14 protein-coding genes are annotated in these 20,100 nt (G+C 39.4%); 11 read left to right on the plus strand and 3 right to left on the minus strand.

Going from position 1 to position 20,100, the window contains the following annotated elements:
- Positions 1–26: 26 nt before the first annotated feature.
- Both leuS and ACIF8R_RS09885 read right to left on the minus strand, forming a co-directional pair.
- Positions 27–2,651: a leucine--tRNA ligase gene (gene leuS, locus ACIF8R_RS09880; RefSeq protein ID WP_396480485.1), complete on the minus strand. Its 2,625-nt coding sequence runs from the start codon at positions 2,649–2,651 to the stop codon at positions 27–29.
- A gap of 187 nt (positions 2,652–2,838) precedes the next feature.
- Entirely contained in the window at positions 2,839–3,192 is a 354-nt protein-coding gene (locus ACIF8R_RS09885) for a DUF4124 domain-containing protein (RefSeq protein ID WP_396480487.1), read from the minus strand.
- Positions 3,193–3,694: 502 nt separating this feature from the next.
- Here ACIF8R_RS09885 and ACIF8R_RS09890 point away from each other — a divergent pair.
- The 5 genes from ACIF8R_RS09890 (at position 3,695) to ACIF8R_RS09910 (ending at position 10,510) form a co-directional block, all read left to right on the plus strand.
- Complete coding sequence (locus ACIF8R_RS09890) at positions 3,695–5,419, plus strand: acetolactate synthase 3 large subunit (protein WP_396462487.1); 1,725 nt, start codon at positions 3,695–3,697, stop codon at positions 5,417–5,419.
- A complete protein-coding gene (ilvN, locus tag ACIF8R_RS09895; RefSeq protein WP_170247650.1) occupies positions 5,419–5,910 on the plus strand; it encodes an acetolactate synthase small subunit in 492 nt (163 codons plus the stop codon). Before ACIF8R_RS09890 ends, ilvN begins: the two co-directional genes overlap by 1 nt.
- A gap of 32 nt (positions 5,911–5,942) precedes the next feature.
- A complete protein-coding gene (gene ilvC, locus ACIF8R_RS09900) occupies positions 5,943–6,959 on the plus strand; it encodes a ketol-acid reductoisomerase (protein WP_263612923.1) in 1,017 nt (338 codons plus the stop codon).
- 328 nt (positions 6,960–7,287) lie between these two features.
- The gene (locus ACIF8R_RS09905) at positions 7,288–9,342 is read left to right on the plus strand and encodes an EAL domain-containing protein (protein ID WP_396480489.1); all 2,055 of its coding nucleotides are present in this window, start codon (positions 7,288–7,290) and stop codon (positions 9,340–9,342) included.
- Between the two features lie 604 nt (positions 9,343–9,946).
- The gene (locus ACIF8R_RS09910) at positions 9,947–10,510 is read left to right on the plus strand and encodes a TetR/AcrR family transcriptional regulator (protein WP_311087111.1); all 564 of its coding nucleotides are present in this window, start codon (positions 9,947–9,949) and stop codon (positions 10,508–10,510) included.
- A gap of 227 nt (positions 10,511–10,737) precedes the next feature.
- On the opposite strand, the gene ACIF8R_RS09915 is transcribed toward ACIF8R_RS09910, so the two are convergent.
- Positions 10,738–11,310, minus strand: a complete 573-nt coding sequence (locus tag ACIF8R_RS09915; protein WP_396480491.1) for a TetR/AcrR family transcriptional regulator — start codon at positions 11,308–11,310, stop codon at positions 10,738–10,740.
- 330 nt (positions 11,311–11,640) lie between these two features.
- On the opposite strand from ACIF8R_RS09915, the gene ACIF8R_RS09920 reads away from it, so the two are divergent.
- The 6 genes from ACIF8R_RS09920 to acnA all read left to right on the plus strand — a co-directional run bounded on the left by ACIF8R_RS09920 (position 11,641) and on the right by acnA (position 19,957).
- Positions 11,641–12,504 (plus strand): hypothetical protein, encoded by an 864-nt coding sequence (locus tag ACIF8R_RS09920; protein WP_311087109.1) that lies wholly within the window; start codon positions 11,641–11,643, stop codon positions 12,502–12,504.
- A gap of 226 nt (positions 12,505–12,730) precedes the next feature.
- On the plus strand, positions 12,731–14,323 hold the full coding sequence (locus ACIF8R_RS09925; protein ID WP_263612928.1) for a peptide chain release factor 3: 1,593 nt from the start codon (positions 12,731–12,733) through the stop codon (positions 14,321–14,323).
- Between the two features lie 69 nt (positions 14,324–14,392).
- A complete protein-coding gene (locus ACIF8R_RS09930) occupies positions 14,393–15,235 on the plus strand; it encodes a hypothetical protein (protein ID WP_396480493.1) in 843 nt (280 codons plus the stop codon).
- A gap of 87 nt (positions 15,236–15,322) precedes the next feature.
- Entirely contained in the window at positions 15,323–16,264 is a 942-nt protein-coding gene (locus tag ACIF8R_RS09935; RefSeq protein ID WP_396480571.1) for an RsiV family protein, read from the plus strand.
- On the plus strand, positions 16,264–17,076 hold the full coding sequence (locus ACIF8R_RS09940; RefSeq protein WP_396480495.1) for a TatD family hydrolase: 813 nt from the start codon (positions 16,264–16,266) through the stop codon (positions 17,074–17,076). Before ACIF8R_RS09935 ends, ACIF8R_RS09940 begins: the two co-directional genes overlap by 1 nt.
- Before the next feature lie 124 nt (positions 17,077–17,200).
- Complete coding sequence (gene acnA, locus ACIF8R_RS09945) at positions 17,201–19,957, plus strand: aconitate hydratase AcnA (protein ID WP_396480497.1); 2,757 nt, start codon at positions 17,201–17,203, stop codon at positions 19,955–19,957.
- Positions 19,958–20,100 lie beyond the last annotated feature (143 nt).

A 20,100-nucleotide genomic window follows, 5' to 3' on the forward strand; every position in this document is an offset into this window, starting at 1 on the left:
CTTGATCCTCTCATTAATACCTGTAATTAAACCACGAGGTTAACCAATTTGTTTGGAACCACAATTTCTTTTTTGGTTGGTCCTGTTAAGAACTGTTGCACTTCTGGTAATGCTTTAGCTTGAGCTAATAATTCATCTTTAGAAATATCAACAGAAACTTCAAGTTTACCGCGAAGTTTACCATTTACTTGTACAACAATCGTTTGGGTATTACGTGTTAACGCAGAAGCGTCAACTTCAGGGAAGATCGCTGCTGTTAAGTCCGTACCAAACTGAGCCAATAAAGTTTGGCTTAAATGCGGTGCAAATGGCGCAAGTAAAGTTAACAATGTTGTGATTGCTTCACGTTCTACAGCAATGTCATTGTCATCTTTAGCTTCAAACTTGTTGCTTGCGTTTAACAATTCCATCAATGCAGCAATTGCAGTGTTGAATGCATGACGACGTTCAATATCATCACTTACTTTTTGAATCGTTTCGTGAGTCTTACGACGTAAATCTTGAGCATCTTTAGACAAGTTCGCTGTATCGATTGCAGTTGCAGCGTTTCCTTTTTCAAGGAAGCTTGCTACAAGACGCCATACACGTTTCAAGAAACGGTTAGCACCTTCAACACCTGCGTCAGACCATTCTAAAGATTGATCTGGTGGAGCAGCAAACATCATAAATACACGTGCTGTATCTGCGCCGTATTGGTCAATAATTGCTTGTGGATCAATACCGTTATTTTTCGACTTAGACATTTTTTCTTGTCCGCCGATAATCACTTCTTGACCGTCACCTGAATATTTTGCAGAAATGATGCGACCTTTCTCATCACGTTCTAATTCGATGTCAGCAGGGTTGAACCAAGTTTTCTTACCATTTTCTGCTTCACGATAGAATGTATCTGCAAGTACCATGCCTTGAGTTAACAAGTTAGTAAATGGTTCATTACCTTGTACAACGCCTTCATCACGCATTAATTTGTGGAAGAAACGTGCATAAAGTAAGTGAAGAATCGCGTGTTCAACACCACCAATATATTGGTTTACAGGAAGCCAGTTTTGAGCTGCTTCAGGTTTAACCATACCGCCAGTGAAGTCTGGAGACGCATAGCGTGCGTAGTACCAAGATGACTCTACGAATGTATCTAATGTATCTGTTTCACGGCGTGCATCGCCACCACAGCAAGGACATTTCGTTTCATAGAATTCAGGCATTTTATTAAGCGGGTTACCTGAACCATCTGGAACAACGTCGGTTGGTAATACAACCGGAAGTTGGTCTTCTGGAACTGTGACTTGACCACAAGTATCACAGTTAATCATTGGAATTGGACAACCCCAGTAACGTTGACGAGAAACACCCCAGTCACGTAAACGGAATTGAACTTTAGAGTTTGCTAAACCTTGAGGTTCTAATTTCGCAAGAAATGCGTCAAACGCAGCTTGGAATTCTAAACCGTCAAACTCGTCAGAGTTAACAAGTTTACCTTCTTTAGAACCGTACCATTCTTGCCACTCAGTTGCAGAGTAGTCTGCATCGTCAGCACCTTTGGCATCAATCACTTGCTTAATTGGCAAGTTGAATTTGTTAGCAAATTCAAAGTCACGTTCGTCATGTGCTGGTACAGCCATCACTGCGCCAGAACCGTAAGACATTAATACGTAGTTTGCGATCCAGACAGGAAGGTCTTCACCAGTTACAGGGTGTTTTACAAACAAGCCTGTTGCCATGCCTTTCTTCTCGGCTGTTGCCAAGTCAGCTTCTGCAACTGAACCCATGCGGCATTCTTCAATAAATGCAGCCAATTCAGGGTTGTTTTCAGCAGCTTTAAGCGCAAGAGGGTGTTCTGCTGCAACAGCAACATATGTCACGCCCATAAGCGTGTCCGCACGTGTTGTATAAACAGTTAAGCCGTCAGCATAAATTTCGGTATTGGCAGATGGGAAAGTAATTTCCATACCAGTAGAGCGACCAATCCAGTTACGTTGCATGGTCAACACTTGTTGAGGCCAGCCGTCTTGTAATGTGTCAAGGTCATCTAATAATTCTTGTGCATAGTCCGTAATACGGAAGTAGTACATTGGAATATCGCGTTTTTCAACCAATGCACCCGAACGCCAGCCGCGGCCATTTTCAACTTGTTCGTTTGCCAAAACTGTTTGGTCAACTGGGTCCCAGTTCACTGTTGAAAGTTTACGGTAGATCAAACCTTTTTTATAAAGTTGAACGAATAACCATTGTTCCCAGTGATAGTACTCTGGTGTACAAGTTGCAAATTCACGGTCCCAATCTACAGATAGACCTAATTTTTTTAATTGGTCACGCATATAAGCGATGTTTTCAAATGTCCATTTTGCCGGAGCAACTTTATGGGCAATTGCAGCGTTTTCCGCAGGCAAACCAAACGCATCCCAACCCATAGGTTGTAATACGGTTTCGCCTTTTAAACGGTAGAAACGGCTAATTACGTCGCCAATTGTATAGTTACGCACATGACCCATGTGCAGTTTGCCACTTGGGTAAGGGAACATTGACAGGATGTAACGATGTTTACCTTCGACAGTGTCGGCAACTTTAAAGACTTTACGATTTTCCCAATCTTGTTGGACGGATGGTTCAATCGTGTTTGCTTGATATTCTGGGTCAATGTGAGAAATAGTCATAGACGTAAGCTATACAACGAAAATTGAAATGAAAGATTGCTGCACAGCATAGCGCAAAATACAGGAAAATGTCAGTTTTTAGATCACGATTTTATCTTTTAATATGAGCTATAAAAATTTCTCAACTCATTCTTCTTTATTTTAAATCCAAGAAGAGTGGTGAAAGTATTCACCACCCTCATTTTACTTATCGTGGTGCTGAAGCGGATGGGGCAGGTGGCGCAGGTGGAACTGCTGCTGCGGGTGCAGTTTTTTCCTGCACGGCATTAGGTGCTGCTGGTACGGCCTTATCTGTTTTATCTTTATCTTGAGCCGGTTGTTCGGGGCTTGGTGTCGAATTTTTTACAGATGGCTGAGTGCCATAAGTCGAAACTTTGTTCAAATGTTTCGCGCCTTTAGGAGGTGGTGTGGTGGTGTAATGTGTCGAGCCACTTTGGTCTACCCATTTATAATATTGCTCTGCCTGACTTTGAGTTGAGCAAACTAAAATCGCTGTTGTCGCTGCTGTATACAGGCTTGTTTTTAAATAAGATAAAATCATATTAGATGTTCCCCAAAAAATACTGACTATATTTAAATAAAGTTCAAAAATAAGCAATTTAGAATGCAGGGTTTTATATAAAAAAGAGTGATTTTTTAATAAAAATGGAGAGGGAATGAACAAATATTCGGCTCAATATTAGCTTAAAAAAACAGCAGCTAAAAATTTTTATGGAAAAACCATTTCTTTATTCTTGACTTTGTATATAGAAACAACAAAAATGCTTTCTCTAGTTTTATATGTATTTACTCGATCACCCTTCGAATAAATATCATGTTTTGTAATAGACATTCTCTCTAGCCGAGAGATTGATTTTACTAAAGTATGTATATCCAGACATGCTTTATTAATGTTAAAACAGCTTATACGGCTGAAAACAGAAATTTTTCTATTGCGACGAAAACTAGACAATATGTGTGCTATAACAGTGCAGACAATTCAATGAATGAAACACTATTTGTGCCTTCCATAAATAGTGATAAAAATTTTAGGGTGAATCACGTTGGAACTTTTATCTGGTGGTGAAATGCTCGTTCGTGCTCTTGCGGACGAAGGCGTTGAACATGTTTTTGGTTATCCAGGCGGCGCTGTATTACATATTTATGATGCGCTATTTCAACAAGACAAAATCAATCATTACCTCGTGCGCCATGAGCAAGCTGCTGGTCATATGGCAGATGCATACTCGCGTGCTACAGGTAAGACTGGCGTAGTACTGGTCACTTCTGGCCCAGGCGCAACCAATACAGTAACTCCAATTGCAACAGCTTATATGGACTCAATCCCAATGGTGATTTTGTCTGGCCAGGTTGCATCACATCTTATTGGTGAAGACGCTTTCCAGGAAACTGACATGGTTGGTATTTCACGTCCTATCGTGAAACACAGCTTTCAGGTCCGTCACGCGAGTGAAATCCCTGCAATTATTAAAAAAGCATTCTATATCGCTTCAAGTGGGCGCCCTGGTCCGGTTGTAGTCGATATTCCTAAAGATGCGACGAATCCTGCAGAAAAGTTTGCATACGAATATCCTGAAAAAGTGAAGATGCGTTCATATCAACCGCCTTCACGTGGCCACTCTGGTCAAATTCGTAAAGCAATTGATGAATTACTTACTGCAAAACGTCCTGTTATCTATACAGGTGGTGGTGTCGTACAAGGAAATGCTTCTGCTTTATTAACTGAACTTGCGCATCGTCTTGGTTATCCAGTAACTAACACACTTATGGGGTTAGGCGGATTCCCAGGTGATGACCCTCAGTTTATTGGCATGCTGGGTATGCATGGTACATATGAAGCCAATATGGCAATGCATAATGCAGACGTAATTTTGGCAATTGGTGCGCGTTTTGATGACCGCGTAACAAATAACCCTGCCAAGTTCTGCCCGAATTCAAAAGTGATTCATGTCGATATCGATCCTGCGACCATTTCAAAAACGATTATGGCGCATATTCCTATCGTTGGTGCAGTAGAGCCTGTTCTTCAAGAAATGTTGGCACAGTTAAAACAGTTAAATGTGTCTAAACCAAATCCTGAAGCAATTGAGGCTTGGTGGTCTCAAATTAATGAATGGCGCAAAGTTCATGGTTTGAAATATGAAAACCTATCTGATGGCACCATGAAGCCACAGCAGGTGGTTGAAACTTTATATAAAGTGACCAATGGTGATGCCATCATTACATCTGACGTTGGTCAACATCAGATGTTTGGTGCACTTTATTATAAGTACAAACGTCCTCGCCAATGGATCAACTCTGGTGGTCTTGGCACCATGGGTGTTGGTTTACCTTATGCAATGGCTGCGAAGCTGGCTTTCCCAGATCAGCAAGTTGTTTGTATTACGGGTGAAGCTTCAATTCAGATGTGTATTCAGGAACTTTCAACCTGTAAACAATATGGCTTGAACGTAAAAATCTTGTGCTTGAATAACCGTGCATTAGGTATGGTTAAGCAATGGCAAGATATGAACTATGAAGGTCGTCATTCAAGCTCTTATGTTGAATCATTACCTGACTTTGCCAAGTTAATGGAAGCTTATGGTCATGTAGGCATTCAAATTGATCATGCCGATGAACTTGAGTCGAAGCTTGCAGAAGCAATGGCAATTAATGATAAATGCGTATTTATCAACGTTATGGTTGACCGCACAGAACACGTTTATCCAATGTTGATTGCGGGTCAGTCTATGAAGGACATGTGGTTAGGTAAAGGGGAGCGTACATAATGAGACACATTATTTCTGTACTCGTTGAAAACGAAGCTGGTGCGCTTTCTCGCCTTGTTGGTTTATTTAGCCAACGTGGATACAACATTGAAACACTTAATGTTGCACCAACCGAAGATCCGACATTATCACGTCTGACTTTAACGACTTATGGCGATGACCATAAAATCGAACAAATTACGAAACAGCTCAACAAACTTGTTGAGGTGGTAAAAGTAGTTGATTTATCAGAAGGTGCACACATCGAACGTGAACTCATGCTAATTAAAGTAAAAGCATTAGGAGCTTCACGTGCCGAAATTAAGCGCACTGCGGATATTTTCCGTGCGCAAATCGTAGATGTGACACCAACGACCTATACCATTCAAATAGCAGGGACAACTGAAAAATTAGATGGTTTTATCGATGCACTTGCAGAAAACACCATTCTAGAAGTCGTTCGTTCAGGGGTATCTGGTATCGCCCGTGGCGAAAAAGTTTTAGCCATTTAATTTTTTAAAAAGTATTTTAGCGGAGAACACAAATGCAAATTTTTTACGATAAAGACTGTGACTTATCAATCATCCAAGGCAAGAAAGTAGCGATTATTGGTTACGGTTCTCAAGGTCATGCACATGCACTTAACCTTAAAGACTCAGGCGTAGACGTAACTGTAGGTTTACGTGCAGATTCAGCTTCTTGGAAGAAAGCTGAAAATGCTGGTCTTAAAGTTGCTGAAGTTCCAGCAGCAGTTAAGCAAGCTGACCTCGTAATGATTTTGACTCCAGATGAATTCCAATCACAACTTTACCGTGACGTGATTGAGCCAAACATCAAAGAAGGCGCGACTTTAGCATTTGCTCATGGTTTCTCTGTTCTATATAACCAAGTTGTTCCACGTAAAGACTTAGACGTAATCATGGTTGCGCCTAAAGCTCCTGGTCACACAGTACGTTCAGAATTCCAACGTGGTTCAGGTGTTCCTGACCTAATTGCAATTCACCAAGACGCTTCTGGTAATGCACGTAACGTTGCGCTTTCTTACGCTTCTGGCGTAGGTGGTGGCCGTACAGGTATTATCGAAACTTCATTCCGTGAAGAAACTGAAACTGACTTATTTGGTGAGCAAGCAGTTCTTTGTGGTGGTGCAGTTGAACTTGTTAAAATGGGCTACGAAACTTTGGTTGAAGCTGGTTATGCACCAGAAATGGCTTATTTCGAATGCTTACACGAACTTAAGTTAATCGTTGACTTGATGTTCGAAGGCGGTATCGCTGACATGAACTACTCAGTTTCTAACAACGCTGAGTACGGTGAATACGTAACTGGTCCTGAAGTAATTAACGAACAATCTCGTGAAGCAATGCGTAATGCATTAAAACGTATTCAATCTGGTGAATACGCGAAGATGTTCATTCAAGAAGGTGCGTTGAACTACCCATCTATGACAGCTCGTCGCCGTCAAAATGCTGCACACGGTATTGAAGTAACTGGTAACAAGTTACGTGCGATGATGCCTTGGATTCAAGCAAACAAAATCGTAGATAAAGAGAAAAACTAATACTCTTTTCTATTGTTTTAAAAAAACCCTGCTAAATGCAGGGTTTTTTATTTTAATTGTTCTAAATTGAGCTTAAAAAAACATCATTAAGGTCAATTGACCTAGACTTAAGAAATTCTATATTTTTCATATAATTGGATGCTTAATTTTTGGTTACTTTATTGATTTCTAAAGTAAAAAATGCTTGACCAAATGTTAGATAATGTTATTGTTTATAACTGACTAGAAAAGTCAAATTTACTAATTCTTCTTTAACGTGTTTAATTGTATTTTGTGCAATGAATTGAACAAAATAAAAAAAAGTATTGAATAATCATGGAAGTCCAATATGGGTCATGTTGATTACGATAGCACATTGATCGTCGGCTCTTTTATTGCGGCTGGCGCTATTTGCTATATTGTGATTTCCATGGAGCAGTTAATATTTAAACAAGCTTATCAAAAGATTGAACCTCTTATTTTATTATTCAATGGCTTATTACTCGCAGCCGCCATTAGTATTGTTCATATTGTAGGCATGCATGCTTACCATTTATTTGAAACCGCTAATGCGAACCTTCCTTTAATTACGCTTTCTTTTGGTATTAGTGCTGTACTTTCTTGTATCGCACTCTGGCTTACTTCCCGTTTTACACTACCATTATTTAGGTTGGTTTTAAGTTCAGTCATTATGGGAATTGGCATTTCTGCTTCATATTATGTGAGTATGTTGGGCTGGAATATTGATATTTATAAGAAAGATTACACTTCATTTCTCATTTTATTTTCTGTCTTAATTGCCATGAGTGGTTCGGGTTTAGCTTTCTTGCTGGCCTATAAATTAAAAGAAAGTGAACGTAACCGTATAGGTTTAAAACTCGCTTTTGCGGTCATGATGACTTTAAGCATTATGGGTATGCACTATACGGCACTCATTGCGACCAATATTACCGATAAATTTGTGAGCCAATATCAAGCTGAACATGACTTATTGCTGTTTACCATTATTTTGGTCACTTGTTTGGTACTGGTCGCGAGTTTTATTGTTGCCGTGCTAGAGCAGCGACTAAACCAACGAAATTTAGAACTACGTAAAGCCAATAAAGAACTTGCCAACCTCTCTATTCAAGATAACTTAACCAAGCTCCCAAACCGACTTTATTTAGTTGATTACGCAGAAGTTCTCCTTTCAGACCATCGTTATAGAGACCAAAAAATTGCTTTTCTCTATATCGATTTAGATCGGTTTAAATCGGTAAATGATGCGTTTGGACACCACATTGGTGATCAGCTTCTTATTCAAATGGCCAATCGCTTACATTGGCAACTCAATGAAAAATGTAAGTTGCTTCGAATTGGTGGGGATGAGTTTTTATTAATAGCTGAAAATACTGATATCGATGGAGCAGTGCATTTAGCAGAAAAAGTATTGCAGCTTATTCAAGAAAGTTACCAAATTTCTGGTAAAGAAATTAATATTTCGGCAAGCCTTGGTATCGCACTGTTTCCGGAACATGGACAAAATGTTCAAGACCTGCTAATGAATGCCGACGCTGCCATGCTGATGTCAAAAGAGCAGGGCCGCAATACTTACACCGTCTTTAGTTATTCTACCCATCAACAAGAAACAAGAAGTCAGTCAAAACTGATCAATGATTTATATAAAGCAGTCGATGAAAAACAATTTGTTCTCTATTACCAACCGAAGTTTAATACCAACCTTGAGATTTGCGGGGTAGAGGCACTCATTCGTTGGAACCACCCAACTTTGGGTATGCTCACGCCACATATGTTTATTGGCGGTGCAGAAAAGACGGGTTTAATTATTCCAATGGGATATTGGGCTCTTGAGCAAGCCTGTCAGCAAATTCAGGAATGGGAACGCAGCAACACTCAGTTTTATCCAATTGCAGTTAATTTATCGGCCTTGCAGTTTGAAAATAAAAAGCTCTTTAGTACCCTCGAAGGCTTGTTAAAAAAATACCAAATTCAGCCGCATCACCTTATTGTTGAAATTACCGAATCGACAGCTATGCGGCATATCGACTTAAGCATTCGTGCTTGTGAACGATTGCGAGATATGGGTATTCGTGTGGCAATTGATGACTTTGGAACAGGCCACTCAAGCTTCTTATATTTAAAAGATTTACCAGTCGATGAACTTAAAATTGACCGTGGTTTTATTGTCGATTTAAAACCGGGTTCAAAAGAAGAAGTCATTTTAGAAAGTATTATTCACTTGGCGAAAAAGCTGGGTTTGACCGTAACAGCCGAAGGGGTGGAGACTCAGCAGCAAGTCGAAATTTTAACGCGTTTGGGTTGTCAGCAGTTCCAAGGCTACTTGTTGGGTATGCCTGTAAATGTAGGGCAACTGATTCAGTCACAAGGCGCTCATTTTGTTTAATCTAAACCTTGGGTTAAATTAAAAAATACTTGTTTATATAATATCTAAAATAATAATTTAGTTAATCTAATGAAAAACAATAAGAAATTTAAAATCTTGGCATAAATTCCACATTGACACTTTAAAACTCTCAGATTATGCTTTGCCTGCTGGCCTACATTGCCAGCCGGTTGTCGCAGACCGTTTCACACCGCATCAGAGCTATTTCATCTGAGGAATAGTTTTGTGTGTACACTCGTCCCCTCTCGTAGCGGTAGGACGGGAGAGGGACACCTTCGGGTGTGCTAGTTGTGTGACTAGTCTGCGAACCCTCTTTCGTTCTGCCACCATAATTCTAAATTAATGCTTTGGCAGAACTCCAAATATAAGGAGTTGGCTATGCATACTATTTTTATACCACCAGATTAGTCTTTAACAGAGTTTGATTACTTTTGAGTTTTCAGACTTTAGTTCGTCACGACTAAAAAATCATATGAACAATAAAACTTGAGATGCGTTAGGGCTATCTTTGGGGCCTTTGCATGCTTTTTTTGCCTAAAGCAAAAGTTGCAGCCGTTTTCTCTCATTTAGACACAACAAGAAATTATTTTATAACGGTACATATATGCCATATTCAGATCTCTCATTTCGCGCGTTAAGTGCGCTGCATAAGTGTCGCTATCTTTTTAGTCAACATGGTTTTCACAACGTTGGCGTCGACCGCCTTGTGAGAGAGGCAGAGGTCCCGAAAGCCTCATTTTATAACTATTTCCACTCTAAACAGCGGCTGGTTGAAATGTGCCTAAACTTTCAAAAAGATGCCTTAAAAGAGCAAGTACACTCAATCATTTACATACAAAAAGATTTAGCCTTACGTGAAAAGCTCAAGAAGATTTTCTTTTTACATGCCAATTTAAATGGCAACTATTACTTATTATTTAGAGCTATTTTTGAAATTGAAAAAATCTACCCGACAGCTTATCAAGTGGTGGTGCAATATAGGCATTGGCTCATTAATGAAATCTGTAATTTGCTTTTAACCCTAAAGAAAGAAGCCACCCAACAAGATGCTTATATGTTTTTGTTTGTCATGGATGGGGCGATTATGCAATTACTCGATGCAAACAGGGGAGATACGCGAGATATGTTACTGGTATATATTTTAAAGAGTATATTTATGAGTGATTAATTAATTTAAATAAATACTTTTTTTAATCTTATAGTTCTATTAATCAATATTTTTAAAGATTGAGCTTATTTAAAAAAAAGCCGTTATGTGTTTAAACATATCGGCTTAATTTATAAGATTAATAAGAAACAACAAGCCTAATTGAATAAGAGAGTTTTTAATAAAAAACCTATCAATTGTTAAAAAAGATTTGTTAATGCAGTTTACAAAAAATAACTTAAAACTATTTAAGCGGCTGCATAACTTTGTCTTGTTTCAAGCTCAATCAGCTTATTTATATAAGACCATGTTTCTTCAGCGTTAATTTCAGGCTTATTAATGGTGCCATCAATAATAAGCCCATCTATAATGTTAAGAAAAAGGCTACTTAAGACTTTAGGGTCTTCAATTTCTAAATCTAAAAATATAGACATCACTAAATTGAAAATCCAGTGTCTATATTCATTTACTTGAGTTTTTATAGATGGATACATCTGTAAAACTTCTATAGTCGCTTTCTTAAATAAGCAACCATTAAAATCTTCAGTGTTAATCCAGTCCATATACCAGTTAAAAACATTCTTAAGTTTGTTTAACGGGTCATGGGTACTATTAACCTTTTCTAATAGGGAGGCTTGAACCTCTACAATTCTTCGTTGAAGACACTCTTCAATTAAAACTTCCTTAGAAGAGAAGTACTTATAGAAAGTCATTTTTGCAACATTGGACTCAGCAATAATTTTGTCTACCCCAATAGAGGTATAACTTTTCTGATTAAAAAGGGTCATTGCTGTTGTTATAATCGTTTCTCTTTTTGACATTGGTTGCCCCGTCATAGATATTTTTTGATTAACTTTGCTATTGTAAAGTATGAAAGCTTAAATAAAACTTATTTTATGATATTTAAAAAACCATATTTATTCAATAGTTTGGTATATTTTAAAAAATAACAATATATGTATTTTATTGGCAATAGTTTACTTTTTTAAATAATATTAATTAATCCATTGATTTGTTGAGATAATGAACATAATATCGATTCGTTAAGTATGGGTATACGGAATTTATCCTTTTAGCGACTGAGTGCGAAATGGAAATAGAGGGATGGCCCTTAGCTTAACTATAAGAAAAACTTTTTATTGAGAATGATTATGTCAAAAAAATTTGAAGACTTTGATAATCCAAGACAAAAAGCATTACAAGGTATGAAAAACAGTATTTCTGCCCAACAGTGGGAAGAAAACTTACAGTTTCTCAAACATTTAAGGAATAGAATTGCACATTTGCCAGTAAGTCATCATCCAGCCATTGAAATATTAAATAACGGTTATCTTGATAAACAAACTTTGACACGTATTCATTTAGAATATCGTCATGCCATCGTACAAATTTTTACTGATGCTTTATTAAAAGCACAGTTTCTCACAAAGCAACTGGAACCAAAGCTTCACTCGGGCGCTAAAATGTTTCCACGGGTGTTATTAAGCTTAAATATATTGGATGAATTCGGTTTTAGACCGGGTTTAGGTAAAGATAATTATTATTTAGGGAACCCTGAATATGCACATTATCCATTATATGAAGACTTATTAAATGACTATGGTTTGACTGAGGCCGACCGCCGTAATTATAAACCTTCAAAAATTGCAGATCAGGTGAGAACATTTTTAGAAGATTCTTATGATAGCTATATCAATGTCGTGGCTTTATTGGCTGTAGCAGAAGAAGAAGTCATTCTGTTTAGTCCACCATTACGACAAGCAACCAAGTTTGTAAATATCGATGTTGAGGGTGGTGGTTATTACCACGTACATGGCGTTTCAACAGATGAAACGGCAGAAGCTGCCGATGATGACCATCAAGACGACTTGTGGTTTGCATTAGCACAAGCGATTACCAAAGATGATTATGAAAGCTTGACCAAAGTATGTCTTGAGTATTGTGCATTGTGGACTGAGTTTTGGGACGCACAAATTGCCGATATTCAATTTATTGAAGAAAAGAAATTGGCATAAGCGTCTAAGTTTATTCATAAAAAGCCTGTTTATATTGAACAGGCTTTTTTAATGGTTAAGCTATGAGTTCTTTAGGGCTTCACCAAAAATATTCCAAATATGAAAACACGGGCAGACAATTCAACAATCTCTAAACAGTACCTATAAATCTGCTACAATTACGCCAATTTTTATTTTGATCGACTTTAGATCTTTGGCACTGCAATCTCCGCAGTAGGTGTATTTCATGAGTTTTAAAGATGAGTTAGCGGCACAGGTCGCTCAACGACGCACATTTGCTATTATTTCCCACCCCGATGCCGGTAAAACCACCATGACAGAAAAACTGTTGTTATGGGGTAAAGCGATTCAGGTTGCAGGGATGGTAAAAAGCCGTAAATCTGACCGTGCTGCTACATCTGACTGGATGGAAATGGAAAAAGAACGTGGTATCTCGATTACCACGTCTGTTATGCAGTTCCCATATAAAGGTCACACGATTAACTTACTCGATACACCGGGGCATGAAGACTTCTCGGAAGATACTTATCGTACGCTTACCGCGGTTGACTCTGCACTTATGGTGATTGACGGTGCAAAAGGTGTCGAAGAACGTACCATCAAATTGATGGAAGTGTGTCGTATGCGTGACACGCCAATTATTTCTTTCGTTAACAAAATGGACCGCGAAATTCGTGAACCACTTGAGTTGTTAGACGAAATTGAAAACGTTTTAAATATTCGTTGTGTACCGATTACATGGCCACTTGGTATGGGTCGTGACTTTGCTGGTGTATACAATATTCTTGAAAATAAATTGTATGTGTACAAAGCAGGTTTTGGTTCAACCATTACCGATATTGAAGTGCGTGATGGTTATGATCATGCCGATATTCGTGACAAAGTAGGCGAGTTGGCTTGGGCTTCTTTTGAAGAGTCGCTTGAGCTAGTACAAATGGCAAATGAGCCATTAGACCGCGAGCTTTTCTTACAAGGTAAACAAACGCCTGTTCTATTTGGTACAGCATTAGGTAACTTTGGTGTTGACCATGTTCTAGATGCATTTATGAACTGGGCACCTGAACCTAAAGCTCACCCAACTCAAGAGCGTGTGGTTGAAGCGAAAGAGGAAGGTTTCTCTGGTTTTGTATTTAAAATTCAAGCCAACATGGACCCTAAACACCGTGACCGTATTGCCTTCATGCGTATTTGTTCTGGTAAGTACGAGAAAGGCTTGAAAATGAATCACGTGCGTATTGGTAAAGAAGTCCGCATTAGTGATGCGTTGACTTTCTTGGCTGGTGAGCGTGAGCATTTAGAAGAAGCATGGCCGGGCGATATTATTGGTTTGCACAACCACGGTACAATCCAAATTGGTGATACTTTCACAAGCGGTGAAAACCTGCACTTCACTGGTATTCCACACTTCGCGCCAGAAATGTTCCGCCGTGTACGTTTGAAAGATCCATTAAAGTCAAAACAGTTGCAAAAAGGTTTGAAAGAGTTGTCTGAAGAAGGTGCAACTCAGGTGTTTATGCCACAAATTAGCAATGATTTGATTGTGGGTGCAGTTGGTGTGCTTCAGTTTGACGTTGTTGCTTACCGCTTGAAAGAAGAATATAAAGTTGACTGTGTTTACGAACCAGTAAGTGTAAATACCGTGCGTTGGATTCATTGTGATGACGACAAGATTCTTAATGAGTTCAAGAAAAAAGCACACGACCAACTTTCAATTGATGGTGGCGGTCACTTAACGTATCTTGCTCCAAGCCGAGTAAACTTGCAGATTATGCAAGAACGTTGGCCTGATATTCAGTTCCGTAACACACGTGAACACTAAGCATTTAAATGTGACAAACAGCTTCGAATAGAAGCTGTTTTGTTTTGAAAAATAAGAAAGGATGATGAAATGAACTTGAGTAAAAAGGCCATTATTGCGCTTGTAGTTGCAGTCATAGCACTAATTTCTGCTATTTCCGCATTTGTCTGGAAAAGCACTCATTCCTCATCCTCTTCTCAAAAAAATCCGGTCTCTGCTCAAGAGCATCCTGCTGAGAAAGCAGAGGTTTTACCTTACTTAAACTTGACCGAAACCAAGGCAAATTATGCAGTTCCTTTTTGTGAAAAGAAAAATTGTATTGATGTAGATATTCAAACCATAAAAACCCAAGACACTTGGCTAAATAGCTGGATTGAAAAAAGTCAGGCGAAAGTTATACAGACTCAAATTGATTTGAAAAAAGATTTGAGCTTGCAACAAGCAGTAGATGCTTATGTTAAAAAGTCGGACGAATGGCAAGAGAAATATTCTAAAAACCGTGCCTACGAATTACACATTCATACGCGTATTGCTTCGCAGCGCAATCAATATGTTTTATTGCAGTTAGGGTTAGACAGCAAACAAGAAGAAGTCACTATAAAAGATCGTTATTATTTTTTTGTGGCTGATCGTAAATTACATAAAAGCTTAACCTTGCTTGATGTACTTCAAAAAGACCAACAAACCACTGTGCATCAAATCGTGCAAACGGCTTATCAGGATTGGCTGAAAAAACAAAATGCTGACGTTAAAAAAGACGCACCAAAAACTTTGTATTGGGGACAGGCCGACTGGTTCTTTGATGGTGAGGGTGTGGGTCTGCACTATCAGGCAAATCAGATTACGAAAGATGCCCCTCAGCTCGATATTTATTTAACGACAGAGCAAACTAAAAAAATATTACAACCTGAGGTTTATGAACAAATGTTTTAAGTTGGTAGCAGAATTTGCAACCTACTTATAGATGCGCTAACTTCATATGAGTTATGCATAATCTTCTCAGAATAAAGGCAAAATATGATGTTAACTTCTAAGGCCTCGCTACGTTTAACGCTACTTGCTTCTGCACTATTTTTAGTGGCATGTCAGCCTAAAAGTGATCCTAAAGAGTCGAAAGATCAGCAAAAACCAGCAGTGGTTGAGCAAAAGCCTGTGGAGCTGACTTTAAAAGGGGAAACAGTTCAAAGTAAGGTGGTTTTACCTGACTGTAGTGGTAAAACTTGCCCTGAATTTACTGTAGAGCGCTTGCAAAGTAACTATCCATTTATTGATAAGATTATTGACCAACAAGTTTTAAAAGCACTCGGCCAGATTCTTGAGATTGCAGAGCCAGATGCAAAAGCAGCAAAAGCGGATAAAAAGACAGAGGCTTCAGCAGTTGCTGCTACAGATCAACCAGATAGTTTCGATGCTCAGGTTCAGCGCTATGCCAACTCATTTATTGGTTTGGACAAGGAATTAAAAGAGTTAAGTAGTAATCATCAGATTAATCTTTTAGTGAAGCCTAAAATCATACAGTCGCAAGGTAAAGTCGTAACTGTTGTTGTAAATAGTAGTAGCTATTTGGGTGGGGCACATGGTTCGGCTGCACAGCACTATTACAATTTTGATTTAAAAGAGGAAAAGCAGGTCAAACTTGAAAACTTGCTGCGTCCAGAGAAAAAAGTGGCTTTAGAAAAGTTAGCACATGAGGCGTTTAAAGCGTGGGTGACTGACTCAAAACTTGCCAATAGTGTGAGTGAATATGAGCAAGCTTGGCCATTTAAACTCACCGAAAACTTCTTGTTAGGTGATCAGGGCTTAATTCTTCAATATGGTGAATATGAAATTGGGCCTTATGTTGTTGGGTTGCCTCGTTTAGTCATTCCGTATGATCAATTACAAGATGTGTTGAAAGAAGAATATTTACCGCAGCCTAAAGCTAAACCTGCTTCGGCACCAGCTGCAAAAAGTGCTAGCTAATGCATTTGTTTGATACCCATACCCATTTTGATGTTGCCGATTTTGATGAAGATCGGCAACAGTTAGCACTTGAGGCTAAAAAAGTGGGTGTAGATGCTTTGGTGTTAATAGGCTTTTTACAGTCACGTTTTGATGAGTTGGTACACACCCATCATCAGCTCAAGCAGTGGGATAATGTACCCACTTCTTATTTAGCGCCGGGGTTGCATCCGTTTTATATTGAACAACACAGGCCAGAGCATCTTTCTCATCTTGAAAAAATTTTACAGCAAGAAGACAGCGTGGCAGTCGGTGAAATTGGCTTAGATACTTTTCTGAAAGAGCATAAGCAGCCCGATGTATATGCCAAGCAAAAACAATATTTTGCTGACCAGTTAGAACTAGCAACCGAATACCAAAAACCGGTGTTACTTCATATTCGTAAAGCGCATGGCGATGTGCTTGCTTTGTTAAAAGCGCATAAGTTTAAATTGGGCGGCATTGCTCATGCTTTTAGTGGTGGGGTAGAAGAGGCGAAAGGGTTAATTAAACTCGGTTTTAAAATTGGTGTGACGGGGCAAATTACCAACCCAAATGCGAAAAAGCTTCATACCGTTGTGCAGGCGATAGGCGCTGAGCATTTAGTGATTGAAACAGACTGCCCAGATATGACACCGCTTTGCTGTCAAACCTCTACTGAGCAGCGTACCCGAAATACGCCTGTGAACTTACCTTATGTATTACAAAGTTTGGCCGAAAATTTAAATATGCCAGAGTCAGATTTAGCCGAAAAACTTTGGAAAAACTCTCTATCTGCTTTGAAATTATCGTAATAAAAATCAAAGATTAGAAATAGTAACTAAAACAAAACACAGTGATGAAAAAAGAAGCTTAAAGTAAGAAAACAACATGTAAAAACGTGAAAAATAACATTGCCAGACATGGGAGGATAACCCAATGGCTAAGTATAGCAATATCAATAGTTTTAATGCTCTACAGACGCTAACAGTAGGTTCCAGCAATTATCAGATTTTTAGCTTAACCCAAGCCGAGAAAAAGCTAGGTGACATTGCCAAACTGCCGAAATCATTAAAAGTACTGTTGGAAAACTTATTACGGTTTGAAGATCAACACAGTGTTAAAACGGAACACATTCATGCTTTAGCAGAGTGGTTGAAAACCCGTACTTCCGATCAGGAAATTCAATATCGACCTGCACGGGTTTTAATGCAAGATTTTACTGGTGTTCCTGCGGTCGTTGACTTAGCTGCAATGCGTGCTGCAATGGCACAAGCAGGCGGCAACCCTGAAAAAATTAATCCGTTATCACCTGTAGACTTAGTCATTGACCACTCTGTGATGGTGGACTATTTTGCCGATGATCAGGCTTTTGAAGAAAACGTTCAAATTGAAATGCAGCGTAATGGCGAGCGATATCAATTTTTGCGTTGGGGACAATCAGCATTTAATAACTTTAGTGTTGTGCCACCGGGCACAGGTATTTGCCATCAGGTTAATTTAGAGTATTTAGCTCAAGCAGTATGGCTAGGCGAAGACAACGGACAAACCTTTGCTTTTCCTGACACTTTGGTCGGTACAGACTCCCATACCACCATGATTAATGGTTTAGGTGTATTGGGTTGGGGTGTTGGTGGTATTGAAGCAGAAGCTGCCATGTTAGGCCAACCTATTTCTATGCTCATTCCTGAGGTGATTGGTTTTAAACTCACAGGCAAATTACAAGAAGGAATTACGGCAACTGATTTGGTGCTCACCATTACTCAAATGCTGCGTCAGAAAGGTGTAGTGGGTAAATTTGTCGAGTTCTATGGTGATGGCTTAGCCGATTTACCACTTGCTGACCGTGCGACCATTGCCAACATGGCACCTGAATATGGTGCAACGTGCGGTTTCTTCCCAATTGATGAAGTGACTTTGGGTTATTTGAAATTAACTGGCCGTCAAAGTGACCGTATTGCACTGGTTGAAGCATATAGCAAAGCACAAGGCTTATGGCGAAATGCAGGTGATGAACCTGTTTTCACAGACACTTTAAGTTTAGATATGAGTACGGTTCAGGCAAGTTTGGCAGGTCCAAAACGCCCTCAAGACCGTGTGCTTTTGTCAGAAGTACCAAAAACCTTTAACGCACTCATGGAATTAACGCTTAAACCAGCCAAAGAAGCCAAAGAGCGTTTGGAAAATGAAGGCGGTGGCGGTACGGCTGTAGAAGCGACCAAAGCCAATATTCAGCACGAAAGCCCATCTTGTGTGATTGAGGGGCAGGAATATCCGTTAAATCATGGCGATGTCGTCATTTCAGCGATTACTTCATGTACCAATACTTCAAACCCAAGTGTAATGTTGGCGGCAGGTTTACTTGCTAAAAAAGCCATTGAAAAAGGCTTGCAGCGCAAACCGTGGGTAAAAAGTTCTCTTGCACCTGGCTCTAAAGTCGTTACGGACTATTTATTGGCGGCTGGGCTTACGCCGTATTTAGATGAACTCGGGTATAACTTGGTTGGTTATGGTTGTACAACCTGTATTGGTAACTCGGGTCCTTTACCAGAACCAATTGAAGAAGCCATTCAGTGTCATGATCTAAACGTGGCATCTGTACTCTCTGGTAACCGTAACTTTGAAGGGCGTGTACACCCATTGGTTAAAACTAACTGGCTTGCATCACCACCACTTGTGGTTGCTTATGGTTTAGTTGGGAATATTCGTACCGACTTAACGACTCAACCAATCGGGCAAGGTAAAGACGGGCAACCTGTTTACTTAAAAGATATCTGGCCAAGTCAGGCAGAAATTGATGCCGTCTTACAAAAAGTAAATACCGACATGTTCCACAAAGAATATGCTGCGGTGTTTGATGGTGATGAAAGCTGGCAATCGATTCAGATTCCAAAAAGTAAAACTTACGAATGGGCTGATGACTCGACTTATATTCGTCATCCGCCGTTCTTTGAAGGTATTGGTGAGCCACCAAAACCAATCAAGAATATTGAACAGGCACGTATTTTGGCAGTGCTTGGTGACTCGGTAACAACCGACCATATTTCACCAGCGGGTAATATCAAAAAAGACAGTCCAGCTGGCCGCTATTTACAAGAGCAAGGTGTTGAGCCAAAAGACTTCAACTCTTATGGTTCACGACGTGGTAACCATGAAGTCATGATGCGAGGCACCTTTGCCAACATTCGTATTAAAAACGAAATGCTCGGCGGTGAAGAAGGTGGTAATACCATCCATATTCCAAGTGGTGAGAAGCTTGCTATTTATGATGCCGCAATGCGTTACCAACAAGAGCATACGCCGCTTGTGATTATTGCTGGTAAAGAATACGGAACAGGTTCTTCACGTGACTGGGCTGCCAAAGGTACGAACTTATTAGGTGTTAAAGCCGTGATTGCTGAAAGTTTTGAGCGTATTCACCGTTCAAACTTGGTGGGTATGGGCGTGTTGCCACTCCAGTTTGTTGATGGACAAACTAGGCAGTCGCTCAACTTAACCGGTCATGAGGTTATCTCGATTCGTGGTTTATCGGATGATATTCAGCCTCATGAAATTCTTGAAGTTGATGTGAAAGGGCCAAATGGGGTAGCCAGCCACTTTAATGTGTTATGCCGAATTGATACGTTAAATGAGGTTGAGTACTTTAAGGCGGGTGGTATTTTGCATTATGTACTGCGGAATTTGATTGCTAGTTAATGTCTTGAGATTAATACCAATCAATATTTATATTGGTTGGTATTTGAAGAATTATCATGACGGGGTCCTCCCGTAAAAAATTCTAATAGCCGTAGCTCATAACCCTACTTTTGTTTCGGCAAAAGTAGGCAAAACCATTGCCA

It is taken from the genome of Acinetobacter sp. ABJ_C4_1, assembly GCF_044538495.1.
Taxonomy (GTDB): Bacteria; Pseudomonadota; Gammaproteobacteria; order Pseudomonadales; family Moraxellaceae; genus Acinetobacter; species Acinetobacter nosocomialis_A.